Raw genomic sequence first — 14,479 nt, 5'->3', positions numbered from 1 at the left:
ATGGCTAAAGTCACTATGTATTCGACTGCTGTATGCCCGTATTGCATCAATGCCGAACGCTTGTTAACTAGCAAAGGCGTCACTGATATCAATAAAGTGCGTATTGATTTGCAACCTGAGTTACGAAATGAAATGATGCAGAAAACAGGCCGCCGCACCGTGCCACAGATTTATATTGATGACCGTCATATTGGCGGTTTTGATGATTTGCGCGCGCTAGATTTGGCGGGCGGATTAGACCCACTTCTAGGTTCTTAGGCAACTGATAACTTGAAGTGAAGTCCATAATTTCTGCTAAAATACCGTTTTGAAGCAAAAAACTACTCATTTAACCTTTTATTTAATTAGAAACTAAAGAAAATCATGGCTCAAGAAGATAACGCAGCACAAGAACAAGCTCAACCAGGCTTCAGCATCGAAAAAATCTATGTAAAAGATGCGTCGTTAGAAATTCCAAATGCACCACAAATCTTTACTGATCGCACGCAACCACAAGTAAGTATTGAGCTAGGTAATTTTGCACAAGTGCTTGAAGAAGGCGTATTTGAAGTGGCGATTAAAGTAACTGTTACTTCAAAAATCGAAGATAAAACGGTGTTTTTGGTTGAAGTGACACAAGCGGGTATTTTCCAAATTCGCAATGTGCCAGAAGAAAATATCGAGATGATTGCAGGTATCACTTGCCCAAACATCTTGTTCCCATATGCACGCGAAGCAGTTTCTGATTTAGTGGTTCGTGCTGGTTTCCAACCAGTATTATTAAACCCAATCAATTTTGAAGCATTGTTCGCGCAGCAAAAACAGCAACAAGCTGAAGCTGCTCAATCTGCAACTAAACAATAGTTTAGACGCTGCTTTACTCTATGATATTTTCTATGATTAAAAGCAGCAAAAAACTACTGATTGTTTTATCTATTCTAGCGCTCCTGCCAGCAACGGCATCAGCGCTAGATTTTCGTTCAGTCGCAGTATCTAAAGCTGTGCTTTATGATGCGCCGTCCAATGCTGCTAAAAAAGTCTTATTGTTAAGCCAAAACTACCCTGTTGAAGTTATCGTCAATTTAGGTGATTGGCTTAAAGTGCGCGATGCACAAGGTGCGCTTAACTGGGTAGAAGCAAAGCAGCTCTCGAATAAACGTACGGTAATGGTCACTACAAGTAAAGCTGAAATCAGACAGTCGGCTGATACCACCTCAAACTTAGTGGCTACGGTTGAAAAAGATGTAGTGCTTGAAGTCGCAGATGCCAAGCTTAGCAATGGCTGGCTTAAAATCAAGCATCGTGATGGGGTTGCTGGATACATTTTAATATCATCAACCTGGGGTTTCGAATAAATGACTAAAATAGCCGTTCTTGGCGCTGGTGCATGGGGAACGGCGCTAGCCATGAGCATTAGCCAACGCCATCAAGTGTCACTTTGGGCGCGTAATGCAGGTCATGTGTCTGGTATGCGCAAAGCGCGTGCTAATCCGCTTTATTTAGGTGACTTTAAATTTAACGACCAGTTACTAGTAGAGGATGATTTAGCTACTGCGCTTCAGGGTGCCGATCTAATATTATCTGTTGTTCCAACGGCGGGATTTAGAGGCATATTACAAGACATCAAAGCGCTCGGATGCAAATTACCGATTATTTGGGCGCACAAAGGTTTAGAGCCATTGTCCGCCAAACTTCCTTATGAAGTGGCTTTAGAAGAGCTAGGCAGCGAGCAAAAATGGGGTGCACTTTCAGGCCCAAGTTTTGCGGCGGAATTGGTGCGTGGATTACCTACCGCCGTCACTCTTGCTGCTAATGATGAAGCGTTTGCCAATGAAGCGGCTCTGTTGATTCATGGCGCAAACCTGCGTGTTTATCACACCACAGATGTGATTGGCGTTTCAGTTGGCGGTGCGGTTAAGAACGTGATGGCGATTGCAGCAGGTATTTCTGATGGTATGGGTTTCGGCAATAACGCGCGTGCAGCCATGATTACTCGTGGTCTGGCTGAAATGACCCGTTTTGGCGTAGCACTTGGCGCTTCCACAGAAACTTTTATGGGTTTAGCAGGTGCGGGGGATTTGATTTTAACCTGTACTGGACAATATTCCAGAAACCGTGAAGTCGGCTTGCAATTGGCGAGCGGCAAGTCATTAGCGGATATTCTGCAAGGCTTAGGCCATGTTGCTGAAGGCGTGAATACTGCACGTGAAGTGATGCGTCGGGCGAGTACGATAGGTGTTGATATGCCCATTACTTACGAAGTCAATCAAGCGCTTTCCAACGGTAAAAGTGCAAAAGATGCAGTGACAGACTTACTCGGACGTGAGCAAAAACCAGAGGCAATTTAGTGCCGTCCATTTTTACTCACGCAGTCGTTCCCATTGCTGCAAGCTTGGGCTTAGGTAAAGTCATTAGCCGCCGCTTATTAGTATTGTCAGCCTTTTGCGCCATATTGCCAGACTTCGATACGCTAGCCTTTAAATTTGGCATCGCGTATTCTTCACAATGGGGTCACAGAGGTTTTGCACACTCTATCACCTTTGCCGTGTGCGTTGCCATTGTGGCCATGTGTTTTAGCCGCCAACTCAAAAGTAAGGTATGGCTAGTTGGTTTAATGGTTTTTCTAGCCACAATTTCTCATCCCTTATTAGATATGTGCACCAATGGCGGCTTAGGTGTGGCGCTGTATTGGCCTTACTCTAATGAACGCGTCTTCTTTGATTTTCGGCCGATTGCCGTTTCACCGATAGGCGTCAGCCGTTTCTTTACTGAGCGCGGTTTCGCGGTAATGAAGTCAGAACTTCTGTGGGTGTGGTTACCATCGATTATTTTGCTATTCACTTTGCGCGGCATACGGCGTAAATAAGTTATACGCCACCCTCAAAACCCATTTGTCGCCAAGCCTCATAAAGTAACACGGCAGCGGAGTTAGATAAATTCAGGCTACGGCTATCCGGCAGCATAGATAAGCGCAGTCTATGCTCGGCTGTAAACTCTGCACGTATTTCTTCAGGCAATCCGCGCGTTTCTGGGCCAAAAACAAATACATCATCTGCTTTAAATTGAATATCGCTATGCCGCGTACTACCTTTGGTGGTGATGGCGAATAGGCGCTTGCCAGCCAGCGCGGCTTTGCAGGCATCCCAATTTTCATGCACTTGCATAGTTGAATACTCGTGATAATCCAAACCAGCGCGTTTGAGCTGTTTGTCATCTAGACTAAATCCCAAAGGTTTTACTAAGTGTAAAGCCGCACCAGTATTGGCACAGAGCCTGATGATGTTACCGGTGTTTGGTGGAATTTCCGGCTCAAATAATACGATGTGAAACATTTGAAATGACACTTTCTTTAAATTCTCACTCCTATGAAAATAGGAGTGAAGGTAAGTTAATTACTTTGGCAGCGTTCTTGCTACTACCCAACATTCTACATGGGCAGCACCCGCTTGTTTTAATGTTTTAGCTAACTCGTTTAGGCTGGCGCCTGTTGTCATTACATCATCGACAATGGCTATGCGCCTGCCGTTCAAATGATTACTCACTTTAAATGCCCCTTTAATATTTCTAACACGCTCCTTCAATGGCAGGCTGGCTTGTGGAGGCGTGAATTTTTGGCGTTGTACGGAGTGATAGTCTAATTTTTCAGGGTTACTCTTTGTGATGATTTTGGCGATTTCTAGCGCTTGATTAAAACCACGTTCTTTGAGGCGCTTTGGGTGCATAGGCATTGCTATCACTAAGTCTACGCTGGATTGATTGATTTTATTACTCATCATTTTCCCAAAAATGTGACCTAAGTTGAGCATGCTGCCGTATTTGTAGCGCTGCATCATAGCGTCTAAGGGAAAGTCATAGGTCAACAAGCTGTGGGTTGCGTCAAAATCTGGCGGTGAGTTTAAGCAGCTGCCGCATATCAATCCATTTGAAGACAAGCCGCATCGCGGGCATTGTGGCGCGCTGTGCCAAGGCAAGTCTTTGTAACAGCCGCCACATAAGCCAAGTTCTGAACCATCATTAGCAGCGCACAGCAGGCAGCGCTGTTTGAATAAACGATTAAATAGTTTATTTGAAACGCCGTTATGCAGGAATTGCTTAAATTTTAATCGCATGTTCAAAATTTGCGTCACTTTTCATTGACAAGGTATAATCTCGCTATAAATTAAGCTTCTAAAAAAAGGAACTGCACATGCTCGAAACCTCACAACAAGGCGTCACACATGCCGTTATTAATACGGATAGTCTAAAAGCCAATCTTAATCATTCGTGTGAAACCAATACAGTTGACCGTTGGAGTGTAGCGGATATTGTCGCATTATTTGAGTTGCCTTTCAGTGATTTAATGTATCAGGCGCAAACCGTGCATCGTGCGAATTTTAATCCAAATGCAGTTCAGGTGAGTACCTTGCTGTCGATTAAGACTGGCGGCTGTTCAGAGGATTGCGGTTATTGCCCACAAGCGGCACGTTACCACACTGAGGTGGAAAATGAGCCTTTGATGAAGCTCGAAGATGTAGTGGCAGCCGCGCAAGAGGCTAAAGACAATGGCGCCAGCCGCTTCTGTATGGGCGCTGCATGGCGTGGACCTAAACAGCGCGATTTAGAGCCTGTGCTGAAAATGATTGCGGAAGTCAAAGCGATGGGCCTAGAAACTTGCGCGACTTTGGGTATGTTAAAAGATGGTCAAGCTGAACAGTTAAAAGAAGCTGGTTTGGATTACTACAACCACAACTTGGATACCGCGCCAGAGTTTTACGGCGATGTAATTACTACACGTACTTATCAAGACCGCTTAGACACATTGGATCGCGTGCGCAGCCAAGATATCCACGTATGCAGCGGCGGCATTATTGGTATGGGCGAAACGCGCAATCAACGTGCTGGCTTGTTGGCGCAATTGTCGAATATGGAGCGTCCGCCTGAAAGTGTGCCTATCAATTTACTGACGCAAGTTGAAGGTACGCCGCTACATGGCACTGAAGAGTTAGATTCCTTTGAATTTGTGCGCACCATTGCCGCGGCGCGTATCACTATGCCAACTAGCTATGTGCGTTTGTCAGCAGGTCGTCAAAGCATGAGCGAAGGCATACAAAGTATGTGCTTTTTAGCCGGTGCCAATAGTATTTTCTACGGCGAAAAGTTGCTGACGACAGCGAATCCTGAAGCTTCGACTGATATGAAATTATTCGAAAAATTAGGCATCAATAAAATCTAGGGTAAATGTCTAACATGCTTGCTTCTTTACAACTCGCGTTAGATAAACGCAAAGCGGAAGGTTTGCTGCGCCAAAGGCGTTTGCTCGATTCTCCGCAGGCTGAGCACATTGTTGCGAATAATAAGCCTTACTTATCATTTTGTAGTAATGATTATTTGGGCTTAGCAAACCACCCAAAACTTATTGCCGCCATGCAAAAAGCAGCCGGCGATTCAGGTGTCGGTAGCGGCGCATCAGGGCTTGTGACAGGTCATCATCGTTACCATGATGACTTGGAAAAGCAGTTAGCTAAGTTTGTGAATATGCCTGCGGCATTGTTATTTTCTGCAGGTTACATGGCAAATATAGGCGCATTAGGCGCATTGGTAGGGCGTGGGGATGCGATTTTTGCGGACAAATTAAATCATGCATGCTTGAATGACGGCGGTTATTATTCGCTGGCCGAGTTCAACCGCTTTGCGCATAACGATGTAACTGCGCTTGAAAATCTACTTAAAGCTAGTACAGCGCGGCATAAACTGATTGCCGTTGATGCAGTATTTAGTATGGATGGCGATATGGCGCCATTAGCTGAGTATTTAGCACTTTGCGAAAAGTACGATGCTTATTTGTATATTGATGATGCTCACGGCTTTGGTGTGTTGGGTGAGCATGGTCAAGGCTCGCTAAACCATCTTAAACTGAAATCTCCACGCATTATTATGATGGCAACTTTAGGCAAAGCTGCTGGTGTGGCTGGGTCTTTTGTTGCGGGTGAAAGTGTGGTGATTGACTACCTGATTCAAACTGCCAAAAGTTATGTGTACTCAACACCCGCGCCACCAGCATTATCAGCGACCTTATCTGCTTCAGTCAGTTTGATTGAGCAGGGTGATGATTTACGTACACATTTACGCAGCTTGATTAACTATTTTAAAGACAATCTGCAATGCAAGAAATGGCAGTTAATGCCATCTGAAACATCTGTGCAACCTTTAGTCGTTGGCGACAATCTTGAAGCACTCGCGTTAAGTGAATATTTGCAAGGCTTAGGTATCTTAGTACCAGCCATTCGTCCACCTACCGTGCCAGTAGGTACAGCTAGATTACGTATTTCGTTATCGGCTGCACACTCACTAGACGATATTAAACAGCTGATTTCGGCCATTCAGCAGGCAGAGCAAACGCTATGAATATTGTCCCTGCTAATATCTATATGGAAACCACAGGCAGCGGTCCAAACCTAGTGCTAGTGCATGGCTGGGGCATGAGTGGCGCGGTATGGCAGCCGATAATTAAAAGCCTAAGTAAATTATTTACGCTGCATATTGTGGATTTGCCAGGCATGGGCTTAAGTCGCCCAACTGAGCCTTACCACCTGCATATCATTGCAGAAAAAGTGGCGGAAATGTTGCCTGCGAATGCAGATGTGATTGGTTGGTCATGGGGCGGGCAGGTTGCTATGCGCATTGCAATAGATCAGCCTGATGCGGTTCGCAGATTGGTACTGGTTGGGTCTACGCCATGTTTTGTGAATAAAGAAGAATTTATGACGCAAGCCAAATGGACTTCAGGTATTGCACCTGAAGTGTTTGAGCGCTTCGCCGATAGTATGGATACGGATTATCACAAAACACTCACGCAATTCTTAACACTGCAATGTATGGGCGATAAAAGTGCAAGATTAACGGTAAGGCTGTTACGCAGGAAGCTTGAGGAGCGCCCAGCGCCAACCAGTCAAACTTTACAGCGCGCCTTGGGTATATTGCTAGAGACAGATTTACGTGCGGAAATTGAGCGCTTAAGAAAGCCCACGCTGTTGATTCATGGTGATAGAGATACGCTCGCGCCTGTACAAGCCGCACATTGGATGATGCAGAATTTGCCTGTGGGTTACTTACGCGTGATTTCTGGCGCCTCACATGCGCCTTTTTTATCGCACCAAGAGCAATTTGTGGATGCTGTTGTTCAGTTTTTAGAACCTGCAAGCGCTTAACAATATGGAAGCAAAATTGACCGATAGTTACTACATTGATAAAGCGCGCGCGCGTGCTTCATTCGGCCGTGCTGCCGAAACTTATGACGCCGCAGCAATCTTGCAGAAGCAAGTGCGCGAAGAAATGCTTAGCCGCTTAGATTTAGTTAAATTAAATCCACAAACCATATTAGACGCGGGTTGTGGCACAGGGTTAGCCAGCCATGCTTTGCAAAAACGCTTCGTAAAATCGCAAGTGATTTCACTTGATTTTGCGCTACCTATGCTGCAAAAAACCCGCAGTACCAATCCAAATAATGGCTTAATCGGGCAAGTGAAAAACTTGCTAGGCGGCGCTAAACAGAATTTGTTGTGTGCCGATATTGAGTCACTGCCTTTGGCGAATGCAAGTGTGGGCTTAATCTGGTCAAACTTGGCGATTCAATGGTGTAATGATCTAGATGCAGCTTTGCAAGAGTTCCACCGAGTGTTGCAGCCAGAAAGCTTGCTGATGTTCAGCACCTTTGGCCCCGATACGCTCAAAGAGTTGCGCGTTGCCACGAGCGGACACAATGGCACGACCAGTGTGAGCCGGTTCCTTGATATGCACGATATTGGCGATGCTATGGTGCGCGCTGGTTTCAGTGCGCCAGTGTTAGATGTAGAGCGATTCACGCTCACTTACGATGACGTTAAAAGCGTCATGCGCGACTTAAAAAGCATAGGCGCACATAACGCTACCGATGGACGTGCGCGTGGCTTACTTGGTCGTGGCTTCTTACAGAATTTAGAAGCCAATTACGAGCAGTTTCGTGTGGACGGCAAACTACCTGCCACGTTTGAAGTCGTCTACGGGCATGCTTGGCGTGGGCAAGATAAACCAAAGTTTGATGATGGCGTTTCGCCCGTCACATTTAGACCTAGAAATAAATAAATCTGCAGAATATCAATATGGCGCAATCTTACTTTGTCATCGGCACTGATACCAACGTAGGTAAAACCTATGTGGCAAGCGCTTTGGTAAAGTACTTTGCGGCGCAAGGTTTAAAAGCTATAGGTATGAAACCTGTGGCCTCTGGGTGTGAACTCAATGAAAAGAACGAGTTGATTAACGAGGATGTCACGGCTTTAATCTCAGCGAGCAACATCAGCGCAGATCTAGATTTAATCAACCCTTATCGTTTCGCACCAGCTATTGCCCCACATATTGCCGCTGAACAAGCTGGCGTTCAAATTGATTTAAACGTCATTCAACAAGCCTATGAGCAACTAATAAGCTTGGCTGATGTGGTTGTTGTTGAAGGTGCGGGTGGTTTCAGTGTGCCCCTTAACAAAACACAAACACTGGCTGATTTAGCGGTGTTGTTAAATATCCCGATGATACTGGTTGTAGGCATACGCTTAGGTTGCATTAACCATGCGCTTCTTACCGTGGAGGCAATTCAAGCGCGTGGCTTGAAATTAGCCGGATGGATTGCCAACGAGATAGAACCCAACTTTGCGATGTTTGATGAGAACTTAAATAGCTTGCAACAACGGATTGCTGCGCCATGCTTAAGTGTTGTGCGTTGGCAGGGTCAGTTGGATATACGCCATCTTACAACTTAAAGATTCAGCCGGTTAACCAATTTCCTATATTCGTCATACCAGCGGAGGCTGGTATCCAGACAAGGTGATGCGCACGAATTTTTGTTGGCTTAACTAAAGCTAACATCCACGTTGACTGGATTCCCGCCTACGCGGGAATGACGGGAGTAATTAAATTTTGTTAGAACTTTTGTTTCGTGCGAAGTTTTCAAATTATTTGCCGACACTATTTCGCCAACTCTGCAGCCTCAATCACCACTTTATAAAGCTGCAACTCTTGCTGAGTTGCAATCCTCACCCCATTCACCGCCACTTGCCCTCGTTTATTCGATGCGATGCTGCCATTAATCAACATGGGCTGACTCTGGGCAATTGCGCGCCCCGTTTTTGCATCATATTGAATTACTCTGACCTGTACGCGGTTGACGGCTAATGGCGTTGGATTGGCAACTACAGCGTATAAATTACCGAAATTATCTGCTTGCGGCGCGGCTTGCAGATATTTTGCAGGATGTTGAGGTAAATCTAAACGTACGTATTCCGCGCTAGATTGTTTGCCAATTTCAGAGTTTGAATCTGCAGCAACTGCGTAGTTTTTAAGTGCGCTTTGCATGTCACCTCGCTCTTCAGCCATTTTACCTAGCAGAAAATGGCTAGGCGCCGTGGGTAATAGCGTGTTGCTTTTTGCGAGATATTGTTCAGCCTCGGCTTTACGCCCCAAGTCGTACAAAGCAATGCCACCTTGCACATGCGGTTTAAAGTAACCGGGCTGCACCTGAATAGCTTTGTTGTAATAGGTTAAAGCTTCGGCAGGCTTCTTTTGAGATAAGGCAATATCGCCCAGCAACTCCTGAAAACGTGCTTCACGAGGTTCACCAGCAATCGCTTGTTTAGCAAGTGTGGTGGCTTTTGCCGTATCTTTTGCAGCAAGTGCTTTTACACCTTCATCGTAAGCTTTATAAGCTGCTTGCGTTGATTTCAACTTACCAACTTTTTGCGCGTATATTTCTCTACCCCAATCGCCACCTGCGCCTATTTGTGCGAGCGTGTCTTTATTGGCTGCTACACGAATCTCAGACGGTGGATGGCTTGCGAATAAACCATCAATAAAATTACTTTTTCGGTCGGCACTTAAACGTACAAAGGTCTCTTGTAAGGTAACGGCAGCAGTCGGGTCATATCCGGCTTTTTTCATATATTGCATGCCGTATAAATCCGCCTCGCTTTCGGCATTGCGTCCATATTTACTTGTGGCTAGTTGCGCGCCAACTTGTGCACCGCCTACAATCAAATTCGCATAATCGCTATTTTGGGTGCCTATACCAACAGCAATCATCGCGCCTTGCATGAATATACCGCGCTCCATGCTTTTTGCCCCATGACGTGCTGCGGCATGCACCATTTCGTGCCCCATCACAGCAGCGAGTTCAGCTTCGCTATTCAACTCATAAAGTAGCCCGCGATTAAACGCGATTTTGCCGCCAGGCATCGCCCAGGCGTTGGGTATGGAATCATTCAACACGGTGTATTCATAAGGCAATTTTCGGTCAGATACCGCAGCCAGTTTGTTGCCTACACTTTGCACATAAGCGGTCAGTTCTGGATCTATCACATAGTCGCCGCCTTGAGATTGCCTTGCAGGGCCATAATTCTGCGTGCCCATAGAGATTTCTTGCGATTCTGAAACTAGCTGAAACTCTTTTTTATGAGTCACTGGATTTGTGCCACAAGCTGTGGTGAGCAAACTAATTGCTGTCACTAACATTAAAGTTAAGCTTTTAGAAAGTGACTGTTTCAACATGAGAGTGTCCGTTTGCTATGGTGATTTTTTTAACACTATCAGAAGCATAGCGCAAAAATGCCAGTACGTTAATAGTGTTTATCAGGTGAGAAGTAAAATATGATTAAGCTGAAACCGCGCTAAACAGCTGCTTAGCAGCAATATAATCTAGCACGTTCTCTGGCATTAAATAACGGGCAGAATGCTTGAGTTGTAAAGCTTGTCGAATAGCCGTTGAAGATATTTCCAGCGGGGTGATGGCTTGCATCGTAATCAGGCCTGCGCTACTTTCATGCAAGTCTTCCGCATGTTCTGTGTAATGATTGTGTAAAAAGGTTTCTAACTCTTTTGTTAGTGGCTCTTTGTTGGTAGACGCAGGTCTTTGCACCAAGGCAATATGGCACAGCTTAATAATCTCTTGCCAACGATGCCATGTATTAAATTTAGTAAACGCATCGCTGCCCATGATTAATATCAAGCTCGTGCCATCGCCCAATTCATCGCGCAAACTCTCTAAAGTCTCTATCGTGTATGAAGCGCCAGTTCTGCTTAACTCGCGGCCGTCAAACTGGAATTGCGGGTTGTCGGCAATAGCCAGCTGTACCATAGCCGTGCGGTGTTCAGCAGAAACTTGCGGCGGTGGCTTGTGTGGTGGATTAGCGGAAGGGATGAATTTTACTGCATTCAAACTGAGTGAGTCAGCCAGTTCTTGCGCCATGCGCAAATGACCAAAGTGAATGGGATTAAACGTGCCGCCCAGCAAGCCTATCGTTTGCACTTTTAAACCTTTTAAGCTCTTACGTGACCGTCGCCTAGAACAACATATTTAAGCGAAGTTAAGCCGTCTAAACCAACAGGGCCGCGTGCGTGTAGTTTATCTGTAGAAATGCCTATTTCAGCACCCAAGCCATATTCAAAACCATCAGCAAAACGAGTAGAGGCATTCACCATCACGCTGCTGGAATCCACTTCACGCAAGAAGCGACGGGCTTTGGTGTAGTTTTCGGTTACGATCACTTCAGTATGTTGGCTTGAATGCTGGTTGATGTGCGCAATCGCTTCATCTAAACCATCCACTACTTTGCAAGAAATAATCGCAGCTAAATATTCAGTGTAATAGTCTTCTTCAGTCGCTGCTTTTGCCTGTGGCACCAGTGCCAATGTTTCCGCGCAACCACGAATTTCAACGCCGTGTGAAATCAACATATCAGCCAGTTTTGGCAACATTTCTTTAGCCACTGAACGGGCAACCAGTAATGATTCAGCAGTGTTGCAAGTACCCAAACGCTGAGTTTTGCTGTTTTCTAGAATGCGTAATGCTTTATCAAAATCGGCATCATCATCTACGTAAACATGGCAGTTGCCATCTAAATGTTTAATGACTGGGATGCGCGCATCGTTAGAAATACGCTCAATCAAGCCTTTGCCGCCACGTGGCACAATCACGTCTACGTATTGCTTCATGGTAATTAATTCGCCCACTGCAGCGCGGTCGGTCGTCTTGACAACTTGCACAGCAGAGGTAGGTAAGCCGGCAGCAGCCAAGCCTTCATGCACTAATTTAGCTAATGCTTGATTGCAATGAATCGCTTCAGAGCCACCACGTAAAATTGCTGCATTGCCAGATTTAATGCAAAGCCCCGCAGCATCTACCGTCACATTTGGACGCGCTTCGTAAATAATGCCAATCACGCCAAGTGGCACACGCATTTTGCCGATTTGAATTCCGCTTGGGCGATATTTGAAATCAGTCATTTCACCAATTGGATCCGCCAAGCTGGCGATTTGGTTTAAGCCTTCTACCATAGTGTTGATAGATTTCTCAGTGATGGTGAGTCTGTCCAGCATGGCATCATCTAAGCCATTGGCACGGGCTGCATCTAAATCGAGCTTGTTCGCAGCGAGCAGGGCTGTTTTTTCACGCAAGATTGCTTTGGCAATATGCGTAAGTGCCAGATTTTTAACATTGGTGTCGGCACTCGCCATCAGTCGCGAAGCTTTGCGCGCCTCAACACCCATATTTTGCATATATTCTTGAATATTGTTAGTCATGTTTTTCTGTACGGTAAGTTTTTAGTGTGTTGATAAACCATTGTTTACTTTCCACAGGTTTGCTATCCCCACACTTTACCTCATACGCCTTCCCACTGGCACTACTTTTTGACGCACCAATGTCAATAAAGCTCTCTGTTGTGCTGATGTAATTGTGATCGGCAAGGTATTTATATTTCTTTTGTAAATGCGCACTGGCTTCAGTTGCGACATACCAGCTGCCATTACGATTAAATTTGCAGTCTGAACTTTCTAATGCTTTGAGCAGATATTGAATCTCTTGCTGGGTCGATGGGGCTATATTTGTGGCGAACACATTGGTTGAACATGTAAATAGTAACGCTAAAAGTATTTTCTTCATTTCACTTTAATCTTGTTTTATTTGAGTCTAGTTCTACTTGAACCAACTCTAGCCAAGCCAAAACACAATCTGGAGATTTCTAGCCAAGCATCACCCAGCATCACGCCTTTGGCCGTTTTATCAATATCAGCCAGTTTTTGTAGCGCGGCTTCTAGTTGTTTGAGATTTAATCTAGCCAAGGCGCGCTTCACTAAAGCTTGTTTATCACCATAAATCCGCGCATTCGTCATCGCGTTCATGATATTTTCACCGCGCATTTCAGCTTGTTTAATACGCACCAATGGTCGCAGCACCCACATGAGTGGGCTCATCACAGCAACGGCATTTTCGCCTTCATCTTGTAGACCTTGTAATATACGCACAGTTCTTGCGGCGTCGCCTGCCAGCACAGCTTCGCCTAATTGAAACGCATCGTAGCGCGAAACATTGAGTACAGCCTCGCGCACAGTGGCATCGCTTAATTCACCTTGCGGGTAGAGCAAGCCTAATTTTTGCACTTCTTGATTAGCTGCCAACAAGTTACCTTCAACCTGATGCGCTAAAAACTCTAATGTTTGCTGGCTAGTGTGCTGACCTTGTAACGCGAGCCTGCTAGCAATCCATTTGGGTAGGTTTGCAGCATCAACTTCATTCAGCGATATGGTGACAGCGTTTTTCTCTAGTGCGCTAAACCATGCGCTGTTGGCTGCGTCGCGTTCAAGTTTAGGTAGAATAATCACCACACAAGTGTCGGGAATTGCTTTGTTAGCCAAAGCTTGCAGTGCTTTGCCGCCATCCACACCCGGTTTCCCAGAGGGGATATTAATTTCTAATAAACGCTGGCTTGCAAATAGCGAGATAGATTGCCCATAAGATTGAATTTGCTGCCAATTAAAGTAGCGCTCAACCGTTAAAGTGGTACGCTCATCATAACCTTGCATACGTGCGGCCGCTCTAATCGCATCTAGACTTTCACGCTGCGCCAGCGGTTCATCGCCCACTAGTATATAAAGCGGTTTTAAGCTTTGTGTGAGATGTTTTTCTAGATGCGCTAATACTAGTTGCATGTGAAACTATTGCTCGGCTGCGGGCTTAATGGCCGTTAGTCGACGCATCAATTCGCGCACCGCATCTTTGTGCATATCAAGATTCAGCATAGCCTCTTCATCGCCTTTTCCAAGTAAGTCAGTATCGTTATATGAAAAGCTGCGACGTGTTTGCACAGTTTGTGGGGCGCTCCAAGTAGGGCTAGCCGGCGCACGAGTTCTAAAGCTGGCACGATAGTTCAGTTCGTATTCACGCACCACACCAGTTCCGCTCAAGGATAGAATCCGTTTTTCATTGGCTTCACTCAATAATTCAAGTAATAGCTCAGCTTGCTCGGCACTATCTACAATTTGAATACCGTTGGTTTTCAGCGATTTTTTTAAATCTTTCGAAATGCTCAGTGGCGCACCTTGAATATACAGATTTTTAAAAGATAAATCAGCCACGCCGCGCAGCTGATATCCGCAGGCTGAGAGCGCTAACGCAAGTAAAAATACAACACTGATACGGCGTACGATGCTTTGCATA

The 14,479-nt window shown here is 45.5% G+C and carries 18 protein-coding genes; 10 read left to right on the top strand and 8 right to left on the bottom strand.

The features are described 5' to 3' along the window. The 5 genes from grxC (at position 1) to PSU72_RS11935 (ending at position 2,845) form a co-directional block, all read left to right on the top strand. Entirely contained in the window at positions 1-258 is a 258-nt protein-coding gene (grxC, locus tag PSU72_RS11955; RefSeq protein WP_300432792.1) for a glutaredoxin 3, read from the top strand. A 105-nt stretch (positions 259-363) separates the two neighbouring features. Continuing rightward, positions 364-843, top strand: a complete 480-nt coding sequence (gene secB, locus PSU72_RS11950; RefSeq protein WP_013147273.1) for a protein-export chaperone SecB — start codon at positions 364-366, stop codon at positions 841-843. A 32-nt stretch (positions 844-875) separates the two neighbouring features. Then, a complete protein-coding gene (locus tag PSU72_RS11945) occupies positions 876-1,334 on the top strand; it encodes an SH3 domain-containing protein (protein ID WP_300432790.1) in 459 nt (152 codons plus the stop codon). Further along, positions 1,335-2,327, top strand: coding sequence for an NAD(P)H-dependent glycerol-3-phosphate dehydrogenase (locus tag PSU72_RS11940; RefSeq protein WP_300432788.1), 993 nt, complete (start codon positions 1,335-1,337; stop codon positions 2,325-2,327). After that, positions 2,327-2,845 (top strand): metal-dependent hydrolase, encoded by a 519-nt coding sequence (locus PSU72_RS11935; protein ID WP_300432787.1) that lies wholly within the window; start codon positions 2,327-2,329, stop codon positions 2,843-2,845. The genes PSU72_RS11940 and PSU72_RS11935 overlap by 1 nt, the downstream gene beginning before the upstream one ends. 1 nt (position 2,846) lies before the next feature. Here the strand turns inward: PSU72_RS11935 and trmL are convergent, their stop codons facing one another. Next, complete coding sequence (gene trmL / locus PSU72_RS11930; RefSeq protein ID WP_300432785.1) at positions 2,847-3,311, bottom strand: tRNA (uridine(34)/cytosine(34)/5-carboxymethylaminomethyluridine(34)-2'-O)-methyltransferase TrmL; 465 nt, start codon at positions 3,309-3,311, stop codon at positions 2,847-2,849. Between the two features lie 60 nt (positions 3,312-3,371). Then, the gene (locus tag PSU72_RS11925; RefSeq protein WP_300432784.1) at positions 3,372-4,088 is read right to left on the bottom strand and encodes a ComF family protein; all 717 of its coding nucleotides are present in this window, start codon (positions 4,086-4,088) and stop codon (positions 3,372-3,374) included. Between the two features lie 77 nt (positions 4,089-4,165). Between PSU72_RS11925 and bioB the strand changes: the two genes are divergently transcribed. Genes bioB through bioD form a run of 5 tightly spaced genes read left to right on the top strand, consistent with a single transcriptional unit; the run spans position 4,166 to position 8,753 of the window. Continuing rightward, entirely contained in the window at positions 4,166-5,191 is a 1,026-nt protein-coding gene (gene bioB / locus PSU72_RS11920) for a biotin synthase BioB (RefSeq protein WP_300432782.1), read from the top strand. 14 nt (positions 5,192-5,205) lie between these two features. Then, a complete protein-coding gene (gene bioF, locus PSU72_RS11915; protein ID WP_300432781.1) occupies positions 5,206-6,363 on the top strand; it encodes an 8-amino-7-oxononanoate synthase in 1,158 nt (385 codons plus the stop codon). After that, positions 6,360-7,166: a pimeloyl-ACP methyl ester esterase BioH gene (gene bioH, locus PSU72_RS11910; RefSeq protein ID WP_300432780.1), complete on the top strand. Its 807-nt coding sequence runs from the start codon at positions 6,360-6,362 to the stop codon at positions 7,164-7,166. The genes bioF and bioH overlap by 4 nt, the downstream gene beginning before the upstream one ends. A 4-nt stretch (positions 7,167-7,170) precedes the next feature. Beyond that, entirely contained in the window at positions 7,171-8,079 is a 909-nt protein-coding gene (bioC, locus tag PSU72_RS11905; RefSeq protein WP_300432779.1) for a malonyl-ACP O-methyltransferase BioC, read from the top strand. 17 nt (positions 8,080-8,096) lie between these two features. Further along, entirely contained in the window at positions 8,097-8,753 is a 657-nt protein-coding gene (bioD, locus tag PSU72_RS11900; protein WP_300432778.1) for a dethiobiotin synthase, read from the top strand. Between the two features lie 205 nt (positions 8,754-8,958). Here bioD and PSU72_RS11895 read toward each other — a convergent pair whose 3' ends face one another. The 6 genes from PSU72_RS11895 to lptE all read right to left on the bottom strand — a co-directional run bounded on the left by PSU72_RS11895 (position 8,959) and on the right by lptE (position 14,478). Beyond that, positions 8,959-10,533, bottom strand: coding sequence for a M48 family metalloprotease (locus tag PSU72_RS11895; protein ID WP_300432776.1), 1,575 nt, complete (start codon positions 10,531-10,533; stop codon positions 8,959-8,961). A 103-nt stretch (positions 10,534-10,636) separates the two neighbouring features. Further along, positions 10,637-11,290 (bottom strand): nicotinate-nucleotide adenylyltransferase, encoded by a 654-nt coding sequence (nadD, locus tag PSU72_RS11890; RefSeq protein WP_300432775.1) that lies wholly within the window; start codon positions 11,288-11,290, stop codon positions 10,637-10,639. Between the two features lie 11 nt (positions 11,291-11,301). Then, complete coding sequence (locus PSU72_RS11885; RefSeq protein ID WP_300432774.1) at positions 11,302-12,564, bottom strand: glutamate-5-semialdehyde dehydrogenase; 1,263 nt, start codon at positions 12,562-12,564, stop codon at positions 11,302-11,304. Continuing rightward, a complete protein-coding gene (locus PSU72_RS11880; protein WP_300432772.1) occupies positions 12,557-12,925 on the bottom strand; it encodes a DUF5329 domain-containing protein in 369 nt (122 codons plus the stop codon). Before PSU72_RS11880 ends, PSU72_RS11885 begins: the two co-directional genes overlap by 8 nt. A 17-nt stretch (positions 12,926-12,942) precedes the next feature. Further along, complete coding sequence (holA, locus tag PSU72_RS11875; RefSeq protein WP_300432771.1) at positions 12,943-13,971, bottom strand: DNA polymerase III subunit delta; 1,029 nt, start codon at positions 13,969-13,971, stop codon at positions 12,943-12,945. A gap of 6 nt (positions 13,972-13,977) precedes the next feature. Then, positions 13,978-14,478: an LPS assembly lipoprotein LptE gene (gene lptE, locus PSU72_RS11870; protein ID WP_300432770.1), complete on the bottom strand. Its 501-nt coding sequence runs from the start codon at positions 14,476-14,478 to the stop codon at positions 13,978-13,980. Between the last annotated feature and the right edge of the window lies 1 nt (position 14,479).

The organism is Methylotenera sp., from assembly GCF_029945535.1.
Taxonomy (GTDB): domain Bacteria; phylum Pseudomonadota; class Gammaproteobacteria; order Burkholderiales; family Methylophilaceae; genus Methylotenera.
This window is presented reverse-complemented; position numbering and strand designations above follow the sequence as displayed.

Excerpts from the sequence above, each read along its gene's own strand:
- grxC (WP_300432792.1), top strand. The coding sequence starts at position 1 with ATGGCTAAAGTCACTATGTATTCGACTGCTGTATGCCCGTATTGCATC.
- secB (WP_013147273.1), top strand. The coding sequence starts at position 364 with ATGGCTCAAGAAGATAACGCAGCACAAGAACAAGCTCAACCAGGCTTC.
- PSU72_RS11945 (WP_300432790.1), top strand. The coding sequence starts at position 876 with ATGATTAAAAGCAGCAAAAAACTACTGATTGTTTTATCTATTCTAGCG.
- PSU72_RS11940 (WP_300432788.1), top strand. The coding sequence starts at position 1,335 with ATGACTAAAATAGCCGTTCTTGGCGCTGGTGCATGGGGAACGGCGCTA.
- trmL (WP_300432785.1), bottom strand. The coding sequence starts at position 3,311 with ATGTTTCACATCGTATTATTTGAGCCGGAAATTCCACCAAACACCGGT.
- PSU72_RS11925 (WP_300432784.1), bottom strand. The coding sequence starts at position 4,088 with ATGCGATTAAAATTTAAGCAATTCCTGCATAACGGCGTTTCAAATAAA.
- bioB (WP_300432782.1), top strand. The coding sequence starts at position 4,166 with ATGCTCGAAACCTCACAACAAGGCGTCACACATGCCGTTATTAATACG.
- bioF (WP_300432781.1), top strand. The coding sequence starts at position 5,206 with ATGCTTGCTTCTTTACAACTCGCGTTAGATAAACGCAAAGCGGAAGGT.
- bioH (WP_300432780.1), top strand. The coding sequence starts at position 6,360 with ATGAATATTGTCCCTGCTAATATCTATATGGAAACCACAGGCAGCGGT.
- bioC (WP_300432779.1), top strand. The coding sequence starts at position 7,171 with ATGGAAGCAAAATTGACCGATAGTTACTACATTGATAAAGCGCGCGCG.
- bioD (WP_300432778.1), top strand. The coding sequence starts at position 8,097 with ATGGCGCAATCTTACTTTGTCATCGGCACTGATACCAACGTAGGTAAA.
- PSU72_RS11895 (WP_300432776.1), bottom strand. The coding sequence starts at position 10,533 with ATGTTGAAACAGTCACTTTCTAAAAGCTTAACTTTAATGTTAGTGACA.
- PSU72_RS11885 (WP_300432774.1), bottom strand. The coding sequence starts at position 12,564 with ATGACTAACAATATTCAAGAATATATGCAAAATATGGGTGTTGAGGCG.
- PSU72_RS11880 (WP_300432772.1), bottom strand. The coding sequence starts at position 12,925 with ATGAAGAAAATACTTTTAGCGTTACTATTTACATGTTCAACCAATGTG.
- holA (WP_300432771.1), bottom strand. The coding sequence starts at position 13,971 with ATGCAACTAGTATTAGCGCATCTAGAAAAACATCTCACACAAAGCTTA.
- lptE (WP_300432770.1), bottom strand. The coding sequence starts at position 14,478 with ATGCAAAGCATCGTACGCCGTATCAGTGTTGTATTTTTACTTGCGTTA.